This is a genomic window from Schaalia hyovaginalis (assembly GCF_014208035.1).
Classification (GTDB): Bacteria; Actinomycetota; Actinomycetes; order Actinomycetales; family Actinomycetaceae; genus Pauljensenia; species Pauljensenia hyovaginalis.
The window spans coordinates 1,023,029-1,036,664 of record NZ_JACHMK010000001.1; the positions used below are offsets into that span (position 1 = coordinate 1,023,029).

Below are 13,636 nucleotides of genomic sequence, written 5' to 3' on the forward strand. Positions count from 1 at the left end.
GCCCGGCTGCAGCGCGCTCAGTCCTCCGCGCGCTCGCGCGAGGGCCAATCGAGGGCCGCGAGCACCTCGTCGTGCACGAGGCCGTTCGTCGCCAGCGCGCATCCGCCCCAGGGGCCGTCCTGGCCGTCCAAGGACGTGAAGCGCCCGCCGGCCTCGACGACGATCGGGACGAGCGCGGCCATGTCGTACACCTCGAGCTCGGGCTCCATCGCGCAATCGACCGCGCCCTCGGCGACCAGCATGTAGGACCAGAAATCCCCGTAGGCGCGAGTCCGCCAGAACGCCGACTGGAGCCTGAGGAACTGCGATCCGCGATCGGCGTGCAGCCACCCGTCGAGGGAGGAGTAGGAGAGCGAGGCGTCCTCGACCCTCGCGACGCCGGAGACCGAGATGCGCCTGCCCGTGAACAGGGAGGTGCCCGTCCAGGCGCCCTGCCCCTTCGCCGCCCACCAGCGGCGTTTGAGCGCCGGAGCCGAGACGACTCCGACGACGACTTCCCCGTTCTCCACCAGGGCGATGAGCGTCGCCCAGACCGGAACCCCGCGGACGAAGTTCTTGGTGGCGTCGATCGGATCGATGATCCACTGGCGCGAGGAGCGCCCCGAAACGCCGCGCTCCTCACCGAGGATCGCGTCCCGCGAGCGCGCGTGCGACAACTGCTTGCGCAAGGCGTCCTCGACCGCGCGATCGGCGTCGGTCACGGGCGTGAGATCCGGTTTCGCCTCCACCACGAGGTCCGATGCGCCGAAGCGCGCGAGGGAGATGCTGTCGGCCTGGTCCGCCAGGACGTGGGCGAGCCGAAGATCGTCGTTGTACGGCGCGGTGTTCATGCCCTCACGCTAGCGCCTCCGGGCCCGCTGCCCTCGCGCAAGCGCCGATGACGCCGCAGATCGCGAGGAGCCGGAGCCGGATCGGCAAACGCTCGACGCGGCGGCCGACTGCCCGCGAAGGGCGCCGAGAAGGCGATCACGGGCGGGCGAGGGCGGTCCGCTCACTTCCCCCCCTGTCCAGGGTGTCGCCCTCGTATCGGGCCATCACCTCGGTGATCGGGCCGTCGTGAACGAGGCTCCCGCCCTTGAGGTACAGGCCCCGCGTGCAGAAGCGCTTGAGGTCCTTCGCCGAGTGGGAGACGAGGAAGAGGGTGCAGCCCTGATCGAGGCGCTCCTGGATCCGCGCGTAGCACTTGTCCTTGAAGGCCTGGTCGCCGACGGCCAGGACCTCATCGACCATGAGGATCGGCGCGTCCAGGCTCGAGATCACGGAGAAGGCGAGACGGACCTTCATCCCCGAGGAGTAGTGGCGGAAGGGCGTGTCGAGGAACTCCCCGACGCCGGAGAACTCGACGATCTCGTCGAATCGCTCCGCGATCTCCTTCGGGCTCATCCCGTGCAGGCCCGCGGACAAGGAGATGTTCTCCCTCCCGGTGAGCTCGGGGACGAAGCCCCCGGTGATCTCGATGAGCGGCGCGGTCGCCTCGCGCACCTCGATCGTGCCCTCGTCGGGGATCATGACGCCCGCGACGAGCTTGAGCAGCGTGGACTTGCCCGAGCCGTTGCGGCCGACCACGCCGATGGCCTCCCCCGGTTCCACGGTGAAGGACACGTCGCGCAGGGGCTCGGATCCGCAGATCGCATAGGTGTAGTGGCGGTGGGCGTTCGTGAGGTTCGGCGACCCCCACTTCCCGAAGCGTGAATAGCCGACGTCCTTGAACCCCGATCCGGCGTGCCACGCCTCGATGATCGTGTGATTCCCGTCGACGGGGAAGGAATCGAGGAGGACGAAGTAGTCGTTGACGATGATCGTCCCCGCCGATCCCATGAGCCAGGCGAGCCTGAGGGCGGACTTGCGATCCGACATCGCCTCGGTGCGGAAGGAGTAGAGGAACTCGAAGCGCTCGTCGAGGTCCCGCTCGACATCCGGTCGCGGATCGTCCGCAGATTCCCCTGAAGGCCGGGGCGGGCCTCGGAGGCGAAGAGGATCGTCCCGCCCCGATCCGGGTGGAGCGCGATCGAGGCGCGATAGGCCGCGATGAGGCAGGAGCGCTTCACGGCCCTCCAGGCCCCGGCGGCGAAGAGCCCCGCCCTCGTCCGAAGCGCGGAGCCGGCGGGCGGGCGGACGAAGGAGAAGACGCGCAGGACGAACTCGGGTTCGAGCGCTCCGATCCCCGGTTCGACCACGTAGGCGCGGCGGTTCGCATCGTGGAGGAAGGGCCGGGAGGCATCGTCGAGGGAGCCCAGCAGGGCGAAGTCGCATCCGACGCGGTGCCAGCCCTCGCCGTCGAAGGCCGCGATCCGTCACGTCGCATCCGGAAGGGGCTTGCGCTGCTCGAAGTTCGTCACATTGATCGTGAGGTGCCATGTATCGGGATCGACCCGATGCGCTTCGACGGGGCGGAGGGCGTCGCACTCGCGTCGGAGGCCGAAAGCCGCAGGGGCGGCTTCCACGACCGGATCCACGTCCAGCTCGTCGTCCGGAGCGCGCGGAGCCTCGTCATGCGCCCGAGCCCGGGGCGCCATGCGGACGTCGATGCGCAGGAGGACGCGCTCCCAGGAGACGCCGACGACCTCGAAACGGGAGGAGGCCAGGGGCGGGAGGACACGAGTAACCATAGGAGCGAACAGGGCCCCTTCCCGACGACGGAACCTCCGGCGATTATACGCGGGAGGGCCCCGCGCTCCCGGAAAGGGAAGCGATCACGGAACGGTTGCGAATCGGGGCGCACGTCCGAAAAACCGCGTTGTGCGACGAATCCGCGGCCCGAATGGATACTCATGAACGCATGACCCATGCTTCGATCGCGGCGGTCGTCGTTGCCTTCAACCGGGCCACGATGTTGCGCGACACGCTCGACGCGCTCGCGGCCCAGACACGGCGACTCGATGACGTCATCGTCGTCGATAACGCCTCCTCGGACGAGTCCGCCCAGGTCGCGCGCGGGCACCGCGTCGTCACCGACGTCGTGCCGATGGAGCGCAACATCGGCGGGGCCGGCGGTTTCGCCGTCGGAATCGCGCGGGCGATCGCGCGCGGCGCCGAATTCGTGTGGCTCATGGACGACGACACCGTCCCCTCGCCGACCGCCCTGGCGGAGCTGTGCCGCGCGCACAGGGACTACCCCGGTCAACCGGCGGTCCTCGCCTGCCGCGCCGATTGGATCGACGGCCGCGAGCACCCCATGAACACGCTGCGCGAGCGCTTCCTCGTCGACCCGCTCCTGCGCCGGCGCGCGGCGATCGCGGGGGCCCGGCAGATCCGCACGGCCTCCTTCGTCGCGATCCTCATCGACGCGCGCGCGATTCGCGAGGAGGGCCTGCCCGTTGCCGATTACTTCCTCTGGAACGACGATTTCGAGTACACGGCGCGCCTGCTGCGCAGGCGCGTGGGGCTCTACGTCGATGCGGCCAGAGTCGAGCACCGGACGAACGCCTTCGCCAACTCCACGGACGTCGATCCGGGACCGCGCTTCGTCAACGAGGTGCGCAACAAGGTCTGGGCCTTCACCCGCTCCAGGGCCTTCAGCCCGGTGGACACCCTCGTCTTCGGCCCGGCCACCGCCTTGCGGTGGATCCGGATGATCGCGAAGTCCGCGCAGCGCCGCGAGAGGCTCCGCGACCTGCGCGAGGGGATCGTCAGGGGGTCGAGGACGCCCCGGCCGACCGCTGAGGTTCTCTGGAACACGCCCGTCGGCCGCCAGGCCGCGGTCCTCGAAGCGGGGGCCGCCACGCGGATCCCGCCGAGGAGGGCCCAGGGCCCCGTCGATTTCGCGGTCCTGCTGCCCGTGTGGGCGGGGGACGCCCCCGAGTACTTCGAGCGCTCCTTGCGATCGGTCGGCGCCGACCAGACGCGCAAGGCGTCCCTGCTCCTCATCGTGGCCGACGGGCCGGTCGACGCGAGGATTAACGAGATCCTGTCCGACTGCCAGTCGGGGGCGCGCGAGGATCTCACCGGGGGAGTCCCGGTCGAGGTCGTCCGCATCGCCGAGAACCGGGGGCTGGCGAACGCCCTCAACAAGGGCCTCGAAGCCTGCCCCTACGAGGTCGTCGCCCGAGTCGACGCCGACGACGTCTCCCTCCCGCATCGCTTCGCCATGCAGCTGCCGCTCATCGAGGAGGGGTTCGAACTCATCGGCTCGGCGATTGCCGAGTTCGACGCCGATGAGGCCGAGACCGGCCTGGTCCGGCGCATGCCGCTCGAAGCGCGCGAGATCCGCGAGACGATCACCGTGCGCGATCCCTTCAACCATCCGACCGTCGTCTACACGAAGAGCGCGGTCGCGAAGGCCGGGGGCTATGAGCACGTCGACCGCATGGAGGACTACTGGCTCTTCGCCCGAATGGTCTTAGGGGGCGCCGCGTGCTGCAACATCCAGCAGCCTCTCGTCCTCTACCGGATCGGCGACGGCGCCTACACGCGCCGCGGCGGGGCGTCCATGTTCCGATCCGAGATGGCGCTCCAGCGCCTCCTCGTGGAGCGCGGCCTCATCGGACCGCTGCGGTGGGCGCGCAACGTCGCGGTCCGCGGCGGCTACCGTCTGGTACCCGCGTCCCTTCGCAAGGCCCTGTATCAGAACGTCGGCAGGATCGTCTGGTTCCGGTAGAGCCCGTCGGCTTGAGCCCGTTCGGATCGGGGCCCGCCGGGTGATCGCGCCCCGCCGCCGGGATTCAGCGCCCGCAGCAGTGGGGCGCCCGCGGGCGCGGGGTCAGCGGGCCGCTTTCGCCGAGGCCTCGGCGGTCGCCACGGCCTCGAGGAGGCGCCGAACCGAAGCCGCGAGGGCGGACCTGCGCGCGCTCTCAGCGGGATCCGCCGCAGCGCAGGGGGCGTCTCCGCGGATCCAGGCGTCGATCGCGCAGCTCGGCTCCTCGGCCGCATGGGAGCACAGCGGGAGGCAGAACCGGGTCGCCTCATCGACCTCCGGGAAGACGCCGAGGACGTCCGACACCTCCACGTGGCCCAGGCCGAAGGAGCGGACGCCGGGCGTGTCGACGATCCAGCCGCCCTCGGGAAGCTCGAAGGCCTGCGAGGAGGTCGAGGTGTGGCGCCCCCGGCCCGTCACCTCGTTGACGTGCCCGACGGCGCGATTCGCGTCCGGCACCAGCGCATTGATGAGGGTCGACTTGCCCACGCCCGAATGGCCGACGAGGACGGAGAAGCGGTCCTTCAAAGCCCCGCGCAGGTCCTCGAGCCCCTCCCCGGGCGCGTCCGAACGTGTGACGATCGTGCGCAGGCCGAAGGGGGAATAGGCGTCGAGGAGCCCGTCGGGGGAGGCGAGGTCGGCCTTGGTGAGGCACAGCAGGGGCTCCAGACCGGCCTCGTAGGCCGCGACGAGGCAGCGGTCGATCATGCCCGTGCGCGGCGGGGGATCCGCCAGGGCCACGACGATGCACATGATCTCCGCGTTCGCCACGATCGCCTTCTCGCCCTTCGCGTCGGGCGCGTCCTCCAAGGAGCGGCGCAGGACCGAGGCGCGCTCCTCGACGGCGACGATCCGGGCCAAGGTGTCGTGGCGGCCCGACAGATCGCCCGTGGCGCGCACGAGGTCGCCCATGATGACCGAACCGCGGCGCAGCTCCTTCGCGCGGACGGCGAAGACGCGGACCTCCGACTCCTCGAGGCGAAGCGTGTAGCGGCCGCGATCGACGCCGATGACGCGGGCGAGCGGCTCGCGCGACCAATCGGGACGGACCTTGGTGCGCGGACGCGAGGACTTGCCCGCCCGGACCTTGACGCGCGGATCATCGGTTCCGATATCGCGCCTCATGCGCTCCTCCCGGATGACACGCACGCCCGCCAGAGCTCGGGGAAATCGGGGAGGGTCTTCGAGGTCGCCGCCACGTCGTCGAGGGTCGTCCCCGGAGCGCGAAGGCCGAGGATCGCGGCGAAGGTCGCCATCCGGTGATCGCCCCACGCGCGGTGCGCGGCGGGCTTCAGGGGGCCGGGGGCGATCTCGAGTCCGTCATCGTGCTCGACGACCCGCGCGCCCGCGGCGCGCAATCCGCTTGCGAGGGCCTTGAGGCGGTCGGTCTCGTGACCGCGGAGGTGGGCGATGCCCCGCAGTCGCGAGGGGGTCTTCGCGCAGGCGCAGATCGCCGCCAGTGAGGGCGCGAGCTCCCCGATGTCGGACATGTCGATGTCGATCCCCGTCAGGGCATCGGCCTCGGGGCCGCGCAGGACGAGCCCGGCCCCTTCGCGTTCGCAGCGCGCCCCCATCGCGGTGAGGATGCGCCTCCAGGCGTCGCCCGCCTGCGTCGTCGCTTCGGGCCAGTCGGGAATCCTCACTTCGCCTCCGCAGACCATCGCCGCAGCGAGGAAGGGCCCGGCGTTCGACAGATCCGGCTCGATGACCTCGTCAAGGGGGGCGGGCCGGCCCGGTTCGACGCGCCAGGCGGAGTGCGGTTCGGCGGCGATCCTCTCGATCCGGCAGCCGCGGCGCACGAGGGCGGCTACGGTCATCTCGATGTGGGGCGCGGAGACCAGGCGCCCGGGGGCGCGCACCTCCAGGGGCGCGTCGAGCAGCGGAACGGTGAGGAGGAGGGCGGAGAGGAACTGCGAGGACTCCCCAGCGTCCACTTCGACCCATCCGCACTCCGGGACGCGCAGCGGCCCTCGGATCGTGAAGGGGAGGCGCCCGGGGGCGCCTTCGAAGGAGATGCGCGCCCCGAGGTCCTCGAGGGCGGCGAGGAGGGGGGCGAGGGGGCGTTCACGGGCGGCACTGTCCCCGTCGAAGCGGGCCGGGGCCGCCGAGAGGGCGGCGAGGGGGGGAAGGAAGCGCATGACCGTGCCCGCGAGGCCGCAGTCGATGCTCGCGCTCCCCTCGCGCTCGCCGTCGAGGGGCGTCACGCTGAGCGGATCGCGGCCGACGGGGGAGAGCACGGCCCCCAGGGCTTCCAGGCCCGCGGCGAACAGGCGCGTGTCGCGCGAGTCGAGGACGCCGTGAAGGCGGGAGGGGCCGCTCGCGATCGCCGCGAGGTGCAGGGCGCGCGCCGACAGGGACTTCGAGCCCGGCAGGCGCACGGTCGCGCGGATCGGGCCCTGGGATGCCGGCGCCGTCCAGTGCGTCATCGAGCCGCTTCCGCGCGCGGGGCGCAGCGGCGTCGCTCGATTTCACGCACCGCCGCGATGCGCTCGCGCTGCACCTTCCGGTTCGACATCCTCCATGCGACCGAAGGCTCGCCGACGCGGTCCGTCGAGGCGATCGCCAGGCCGCCGACGAGGGCGAGGCGGCGCGCGAGTTCGGAGGCGAGGGCGACGCGCTCCTCGCGGTTCTCGCCCCTCCACACGGGGGCGTTGACGAGCGCCATGGGAAGACCGATCCCGGCGAGGAGGGCCGCGGAGGTCCGCGGTGCCCGGCCGGTGGCGAAGGCGACGCCCGCCGCGATCGACGCGGCCCCGAGAACGCGGGTCATCAGGCGAAGATCCTCTTCCTCGAGCCCGGCCCCGGGGGCGATGCGCTCGGCGATCGGGAGGACGAAGGAGGCCCTGGCGACGTGATCGGCGGGGTTGAGCAGCGCGGAGATCCCGTCGTGGATGAAGGGGGCGGCCAGGAGCGGGCGCGCAACGGTTCTCAGGATGTTCATGCCTCCATTGTCGAGCCCCCGGGGCTGTTTCGTCGACCACAACGCGCGCGTGCGCGGAATAGGGGCGCGGGCCGGGGCGTTCACGGGGCATGAGGGATCCGCTGACCGTGAACCGCCGCGGGACGGGCGCTAGGCTGAAGCGCGATGAAGGAGATCAGTCAGGACGGGGGAGCCTCGCCCGGGGACGGCCGCGGCGCGCTGCGGGAGCGCTTCGCCCGCGAAGCGCTCCCGCACGCCCGCAAGCTGTATGCGGCGGCGCTCACGATGACGCGCGACCCCCACAACGCCGAGGACCTCGTGCAGGAGACCTTCCTCAGGGCGTTCTCGAGGTTCGAGACCTTCGAGGAGGGGACGAACATCCGCGCATGGCTGTACAGGATCCTCACGAACGCCTTCATCTCGGCGTACCGCAAGGAGAAACGAGGACCGCTCATCGCCTCGGACGAGGGCCTGGAGGATTGGCAGCTCGTCGAAGCGGCCTCCCACGATCCGATCGGCCTCAAGTCCGCCGAGGTGGAGGCGCTCGCCCGCATGCCCGCCGAGGCGATACGTTCGGCGATCTTCTCGCTCAGCGAGGACCAGCGGGCGGTCCTGGTGCTGGCCGATGTCGATTCCCTGAGCTACAGGGAGATCGCGTCCGCATTGGGCATCCCGCTCGGAACGGTGATGTCGCGCCTCCATCGGGCGCGGGCGAATCTGCGGCGATCGCTGGCGGGCCTGGCCGGGGAGTACGGGATCGGAGGAGACGGCGATGAGTGACGCGAACCCCTGCGAGCAGCTCCGTGCGGCGCTCGAGGACATCGTCGATTGCGAGGAGTGCCAGGATGCGGCGGCGCTGTTCGATTCCGGGGAGCTCGAGGGCGTTTCTTCGTCTCAGCGCCTCCTGCTCCTCGCGCACGCGCGGGGCTGCCCGGATTGCGCGGACGCGCTTGAGGCCGAGAGGCACCTGCGGGGTCTCGTGCGCTCCTGCCTGGCGGAGGCCGGGCCGAGCGACCTCGAAGAGAGGATCCTCGCCCGCTTGAGCGCGATGCCCGAAGGCGCGGGCGCGGAATCCTTCCAGTGATGTGCGTCGCCGCGGGGCGCGGGCTGTTGGCCTCGGGTCGCGATATGTGGGACACTGTCCGGGTTGAATCCGACCGATGGGAGATCGAAATGTCGAAGAGGGGCCGCAAGCGTCGCGATCGTCGCAAGCGCGGCGCGAACCACGGCAAGCGTCCGAACGCCTGAGCCGAAGAGGATCGCGCAGGACCCGGTGACCCTTGTCGCCGGGTCTTCGCATATCCGGCCCAGCCCGTCGGATCGCCGCTCCTCTCCTTTGGCGCCCTTCGTCCCGCTTCTGCGCCACGCCCGCAACAGGCGCCAGGGGTCAGGGCCTGCCGATCAGGAGCGCATCGAGATCCACGACGCCGGTGCGCAGGGCGTACAGGACGAGCTGGACGCGATCCCGCGCCCCGGTCTTGAGGAGCAGATGCGAGACGTGCGTCTTGATGGTCGGCATCGACACCCACAGCCGGTCGCACATCTCCTGATTCGTCAAGCCCTGAGCGATGAGGCTCAGGACCTCCAGCTCCCGTTCGGTGAGGTCCTCGGAGGGGGCCTCGCCCCCGGCGGCCCGCACCCGGGCCGAGCTTCCGGTGCTCGAAGGGGGAGCTTCCCGCATCGCCCGGATGAGACGACGGGTCGGCCCGGGCGAGATCACGGAGTCGCCGGAGGCGACGGTGCGGATCGCATCGATGAGGACGGCCGGGGGAGTGTTCTTCAGGAGGAATCCCGAGGCCCCCGCCTCGATGGCGCCGAGGACGTAGCCCTCGGTGTCGAAGGTCGTGAGGATGACGATCCTGCCCGGAAGGCCCCTGGCGACGACGCCCCGGGTCGCCTCCAATCCGTCGCAGACGGGCATCTGCACGTCGAGGAGGAGGACGTCGACGGGCGTCCGGGCGGCGAACTCGAGCGCCTCGCCGCCGTCGCGCGCCTGCCAGGCGACCTCCATGCCCTCCTGGGCGTCGAGGAGCATCGCCAGTCCGGCGGAGAAGAGCGGCTCGTCGTCGGCCATTCCGATACGGATCATCCCCTCACCCCCGCCGTCGCCGGGCCCGGGACGGGAAGACGGGCGTGAACGAGCCAACGGCCATCGCTGCCGCGCCCCGCGTGGAGCGACCCGCCCAGGGATTCCGCGCGCTCGCGCATCGTCTCCAGGCCCGCCCCGGCCCTCGCAGCGGGTGCGCAGGCCCCGGGGGATCGTTTCTCTTCGGAGAAGACGGACAGCTCGATCCCGGCATCGTCGACGCGCAGATCGACGATGATCGGGTCAGCGCCGTGCCTCGCCGCGTTCGAGAGGGCCTCCCGGAGGATCCCCGAGACGGCGTCTTCCGCAACAGCCGGGATCGGCGCTGAGGCCCCGATGCGGAGGATCACCTCGCGGCCCGCCGAGCGGAGGGCCTCCGCCAGGACGATGAGCTCGGCGAGCCCGTTCCGCGGCGCCGGGGGAGGGGAGGCGGAGAGAGCCCCCTCCTCTTCGCATCCGGCGTCCGCCCCGGTCGAAGAGCGCGGATCGGGGGCCGTCCCGGGCGCGTCATCCCTCAGCACGTCGACCAGGCGCCGCACATCGTCGACGCCGACCCGGCTCATCTCCCCGATGGTCGTCAGGGCCGCTTCTGCCCGCGCCGGGTCGTTCCCGAGCACGGCCTTCGCGCCCTCGGCCTGCATCCCGATCACCGCCAGGGAGTGGCCGAGGACGTCGTGCACGTCGCGCGCAATCCGCTGGCGCTCCTCGATGACCGCCAGGCGCCTGCGGTCCTCCGCGTGAGCGGCGGTCTCCTGGGCGTGAACGGCGAGTTCTTCGGCCCGGGCGATCATCTGCTCCACGCGGTCCCGCGCGCGTCTGCGGTTCAGGCCCCACAGGTAGGCGGCTCCGATGAGGGACCAGGCGGTGACGAGGACGAACATGAGCCTGGACCACGTCTCCACCTCCTCGTTGAACAGCGGGGAGATGCGCAGCACCGTCGCCGCCGAGCCGAGGGCCATGACCGCGAGCAGGCCCCAGGACCACGGGCGGGAGATCCTCGAGCCGATGGTCTCGGCCGCGACGAGGCAGCTCGCGACCGCCAGGACCGACAGGGAGTCGAAGAGGAGCAGATGGGCGGCCAGGGCCGCTTCGACGGCGATCACGCTGAGCAGCGGCCGCCTCGTGCGCACCGCGGTCGCGGCGCAGCACGTGAGGGTGAAGCCCCAGAACAGGCAGCCGATGGCCCCCGTCGAGCCGAGGGCTGCGGCGATCGAGGTGCCGTCGGGCATGAAGGCGCGCGGATTCGCCGCGGTGACGAAGGCGAAGAGGCACGCGGTCACGAGGTCCGCGGTGCGCAGGCGGGGGAGGCGGGGCAGGGGCACGCCCCTTACGCTAGCCCCTCGTGCACCCGCTCTCCTCATCCCCCGGTATGAGAAGCGCGCAGAAAGGGGAGGGCGAAGATCAGACCCCCGTCCGATGACCCGCGCCGGCCGGGCGTCTTGGATGGGAGGCATGAACGAACACGACGCAGCGCCGCGAATCGGCGCCCCCGCACTGACCACTCACGGCCTGACGAAGGCCTTCGGCGGCAGGACCGTCGTCGACTCCCTCGATCTGACGATCCCGAGGGGCGCGGTCTACGGCTTCATCGGCCCCAACGGCTCCGGCAAGTCGACGACGATGAAGATGCTCCTCGGCCTCCTCAACCCGAGCTCCGGGCACGTCGAGGCATTCGGCGGACGCGTCGACAGGCGCACCCTGCCCGCCCTCATGGCCCGCACCGGGTCGATGATCGAGCAGCCGCCCGGCTACGGGCACCTCACCGGCGAGGAGAACCTCAGGATCGTCCAGCGCCTGCGCGGCCTGAGCGACGCGGATATCGACCGCGCCTTCGACCTCGTCTCCCTGTCCGAGCACCGCCGCAAGCTCGTCAAGGCGTACTCCCTCGGCATGAAGCAGCGCCTCGGCATCGCCATGGCGCTCGCCCACCGCCCCGATCTCCTCGTCCTCGACGAACCGACCAACGGCCTGGACCCCGCGGGCATCGAGGACATGCGGGCCCTCTTGAGGGGCCTCGCCGATGAGGGGGTGACGATCATGGTGTCCAGCCACCTCCTCGATGAGATCGACCGCACCTGCACCGTCCTGGGCATCCTCTCCCAGGGGCGGCTCGTCTTCCAGGGCACTCGCGCCGAACTCATGTCCCGCTCCATCCCCGATCTCGTCATCGTCTCCTCCGACCCCGTCTTAGTCGCAGACCCCGCGATGCTCGCGGGTCTGGGCGGGCGAATCGTGCCCGACGAGGACGAGGGCGTCCGGCTGGCCGATCTCACGCGCGAGGGCGGGGCGGAGCTCCTGCGCCGCCTCGCCCTCGCCGGTGTCGAGGTGTACGAGGCCCGGCGCGCCGGGCGCACCCTCGAGGAGGTCTTCATGGACCTCACCGGAGCGGAGGGCGGACTGCGATGAGCGCTTCGACGCGTGCCCTGCCCTCCGGGCGGGCCCTCTTCGCCTCGGAAGCCGCCAAGAGCCGGCGTCTTCGACTGCCCCTCGTCATCGCCGTGTGCATCGCAGTCGGCTACATGCTCTCCCTGCCGCTGCGCCCCTCCGAACGGGCGCGCCTGCTCGAACCGGACATCTGGCAGAGCCTCCTCATGTCCTACACGATCATGAACAGCCTCATCTCGCCGATCCTCATCTCGTTCGTCTCCTCGCGCCTCGTCGACGTCGAGCATTCGGGGCGCGGCTGGACCTTCCACGCCGCCCAGGGGGTCGGCATCGGGCGCCTGTGCCGCATCAAGTTCGCCCTCCTCGCCCTGCTCGTGGCGACGGGCGTCAGCATCCAGAGCCTCGGCTTCGTCGGGATCGTCAAGGCCCTCGGATGCGTCCAGCCCCTCGACGCGGGCGTGTGGGCGGGGTACACGGCGTGCCTCATCGGCGTCGACCTCGCGCTCGCGGCCCTCCACATCCTCCTGTCTGCGGCCGTCGACAACCAGGTCGTGAGCGTCGGCATCGGATTCATCGGCTCCCTCGTCGCCTTCTACATGTTCCTCTTCCCCTCCGGCGTCGCCCGCCTCCTGCCCTGGGGCTACTGGGCGATGATCTCGCGGACCTCCATGGTCTACGAGGGGGCGGGGGCGGCCCGCGTCGTCCTCGTCGAGCCCGAATGGCCCTGGATCGCCGGATACCTCATCCTCATCGCAGTCGTCTTCTTCGCCGTCTGCGCCCGATTCGATCGCAAGCAGGTGACCCAATGACCCCCGTTCCCCGCGCCGGCGCCCGGCCGGCCTCCCTCGTCGGAGCAGAGCTCCTCAAACTGCGCCGCAGCCCGGCCTGGTTCCTCGCCGCCCTCATCCCCGCGATGGCGGTCGCCACGGGCGCGATCAACTTCTCGCAGAACGCCGGAGCTCACCTGGAGGCCACGTGGGTGGCCTACACGAGCCAGACGACCCTCTTCTACGGACTCGTCTTCGCGACCCTGACGATCAGTCTCCTCGCCGCCGCGGTGTGGCGCCCCGAGCATCGGACGAGCACGTGGAACCTCGTTGCCTCCTCCGGGCACCCGCGTTGGGCGCTCGTGGGGGCGAAGAGCCTGGTCGTCCTCGTGCCCTTCGCCTTCGCCCAAGTCGTCTTCACAGGACTCACCTGGGCCGTCGGGACCTTCCTCTTCGAGATCGACGGGACGATGCCCCTCGCCTTCGTCGGCGCCAATGCGATCAGCGTCCTCGCGGCACTCCCCCTGATCGCCCTCCAGTCCGCCGTCGCCTCGCGCCTGCCCGTGTTCATCGCCTCCCCGGCCGCAGGCCTCGTGGGCGCGGTCGTCGGCGTCGGCATGCTCGGCAAGGGGCTCATCGCGGCGTTCCTCTGGCCGCCCTCCCTGCTCACCAGCGCCCTCACCCTCGGCTCCTCGGCCCTTTCCGATGCGGGAAGCCTCGATTGGGCGGGCATCGCCCCGGTCCTCGCCGGTAGCGCGGCCTCGAGCCTCGTGTGCTGGGGGCTCCTCGCCCTGGTGGGCGGTCCCAAGCGCGGCTGAGGGTCGCTCAGGCGTTAGGGCGGCGCC

The 13,636-nt window shown here is 71.1% G+C and carries 16 protein-coding genes; 8 read left to right on the forward strand and 8 right to left on the reverse strand.

Going from position 1 to position 13,636, the window contains the following annotated elements:
* Positions 1-17 precede the first annotated feature (17 nt).
* Both hisN and HD592_RS04375 read right to left on the reverse strand, forming a co-directional pair.
* On the reverse strand, positions 18-830 hold the full coding sequence (gene hisN, locus HD592_RS04370) for a histidinol-phosphatase (protein ID WP_184452200.1): 813 nt from the start codon (positions 828-830) through the stop codon (positions 18-20).
* Positions 831-966: 136 nt separating this feature from the next.
* Positions 967-1,857 (reverse strand): ABC transporter ATP-binding protein, encoded by an 891-nt coding sequence (locus HD592_RS04375; RefSeq protein ID WP_221437810.1) that lies wholly within the window; start codon positions 1,855-1,857, stop codon positions 967-969.
* Between the two features lie 171 nt (positions 1,858-2,028).
* Here HD592_RS04375 and HD592_RS04380 point away from each other — a divergent pair, with 171 nt between their 5' ends.
* Positions 2,029-2,181, forward strand: coding sequence for a hypothetical protein (locus tag HD592_RS04380; RefSeq protein WP_184452202.1), 153 nt, complete (start codon positions 2,029-2,031; stop codon positions 2,179-2,181).
* 113 nt (positions 2,182-2,294) lie between these two features.
* On the opposite strand, the gene HD592_RS04385 is transcribed toward HD592_RS04380, so the two are convergent.
* Positions 2,295-2,609 carry a hypothetical protein gene (locus tag HD592_RS04385; RefSeq protein ID WP_184452204.1) on the reverse strand — a complete coding sequence of 105 codons (315 nt, stop codon included), beginning with the start codon at positions 2,607-2,609 and terminating at the stop codon, positions 2,295-2,297.
* Positions 2,610-2,779: 170 nt separating this feature from the next.
* Here HD592_RS04385 and HD592_RS04390 point away from each other — a divergent pair, with 170 nt between their 5' ends.
* A complete protein-coding gene (locus HD592_RS04390; RefSeq protein ID WP_184452206.1) occupies positions 2,780-4,597 on the forward strand; it encodes a glycosyltransferase in 1,818 nt (605 codons plus the stop codon).
* 102 nt (positions 4,598-4,699) lie between these two features.
* Here HD592_RS04390 and rsgA read toward each other — a convergent pair whose 3' ends face one another.
* From rsgA to HD592_RS04405, 3 genes are read right to left on the reverse strand one after another with little or no spacing between them, the layout of a single operon-like run.
* A complete protein-coding gene (gene rsgA, locus HD592_RS04395; protein ID WP_184452208.1) occupies positions 4,700-5,758 on the reverse strand; it encodes a ribosome small subunit-dependent GTPase A in 1,059 nt (352 codons plus the stop codon).
* On the reverse strand, positions 5,755-7,059 hold the full coding sequence (aroA, locus tag HD592_RS04400) for a 3-phosphoshikimate 1-carboxyvinyltransferase (protein ID WP_184452210.1): 1,305 nt from the start codon (positions 7,057-7,059) through the stop codon (positions 5,755-5,757). Before aroA ends, rsgA begins: the two co-directional genes overlap by 4 nt.
* Complete coding sequence (locus HD592_RS04405) at positions 7,056-7,574, reverse strand: DoxX family membrane protein (RefSeq protein ID WP_184452212.1); 519 nt, start codon at positions 7,572-7,574, stop codon at positions 7,056-7,058. Before HD592_RS04405 ends, aroA begins: the two co-directional genes overlap by 4 nt.
* A 144-nt stretch (positions 7,575-7,718) precedes the next feature.
* Here HD592_RS04405 and HD592_RS04410 point away from each other — a divergent pair, with 144 nt between their 5' ends.
* The 3 genes from HD592_RS04410 (at position 7,719) to HD592_RS12585 (ending at position 8,801) form a co-directional block, all read left to right on the forward strand.
* Positions 7,719-8,333 carry a sigma-70 family RNA polymerase sigma factor gene (locus HD592_RS04410; protein ID WP_184452214.1) on the forward strand — a complete coding sequence of 205 codons (615 nt, stop codon included), beginning with the start codon at positions 7,719-7,721 and terminating at the stop codon, positions 8,331-8,333.
* Positions 8,326-8,637 (forward strand): anti-sigma factor, encoded by a 312-nt coding sequence (locus HD592_RS04415; protein ID WP_184452216.1) that lies wholly within the window; start codon positions 8,326-8,328, stop codon positions 8,635-8,637. The genes HD592_RS04410 and HD592_RS04415 overlap by 8 nt, the downstream gene beginning before the upstream one ends.
* A gap of 89 nt (positions 8,638-8,726) precedes the next feature.
* Complete coding sequence (locus HD592_RS12585) at positions 8,727-8,801, forward strand: 50S ribosomal protein bL37 (RefSeq protein WP_407822404.1); 75 nt, start codon at positions 8,727-8,729, stop codon at positions 8,799-8,801.
* 139 nt (positions 8,802-8,940) lie between these two features.
* Here the strand turns inward: HD592_RS12585 and HD592_RS04420 are convergent, their stop codons facing one another.
* Positions 8,941-9,642, reverse strand: a complete 702-nt coding sequence (locus tag HD592_RS04420; RefSeq protein ID WP_184452218.1) for a response regulator — start codon at positions 9,640-9,642, stop codon at positions 8,941-8,943.
* Entirely contained in the window at positions 9,639-10,961 is a 1,323-nt protein-coding gene (locus tag HD592_RS04425; protein ID WP_184452220.1) for a histidine kinase, read from the reverse strand. Before HD592_RS04425 ends, HD592_RS04420 begins: the two co-directional genes overlap by 4 nt.
* A gap of 130 nt (positions 10,962-11,091) precedes the next feature.
* Here HD592_RS04425 and HD592_RS04430 point away from each other — a divergent pair, with 130 nt between their 5' ends.
* Genes HD592_RS04430 through HD592_RS04440 form a run of 3 tightly spaced genes read left to right on the forward strand, consistent with a single transcriptional unit; the run spans position 11,092 to position 13,609 of the window.
* The gene (locus HD592_RS04430; RefSeq protein WP_246429982.1) at positions 11,092-12,045 is read left to right on the forward strand and encodes an ABC transporter ATP-binding protein; all 954 of its coding nucleotides are present in this window, start codon (positions 11,092-11,094) and stop codon (positions 12,043-12,045) included.
* Positions 12,042-12,833, forward strand: a complete 792-nt coding sequence (locus tag HD592_RS04435; RefSeq protein ID WP_184452224.1) for an ABC-2 family transporter permease — start codon at positions 12,042-12,044, stop codon at positions 12,831-12,833. Before HD592_RS04430 ends, HD592_RS04435 begins: the two co-directional genes overlap by 4 nt.
* Positions 12,830-13,609 (forward strand): ABC transporter permease, encoded by a 780-nt coding sequence (locus HD592_RS04440; protein WP_184452226.1) that lies wholly within the window; start codon positions 12,830-12,832, stop codon positions 13,607-13,609. Before HD592_RS04435 ends, HD592_RS04440 begins: the two co-directional genes overlap by 4 nt.
* Positions 13,610-13,636 lie beyond the last annotated feature (27 nt).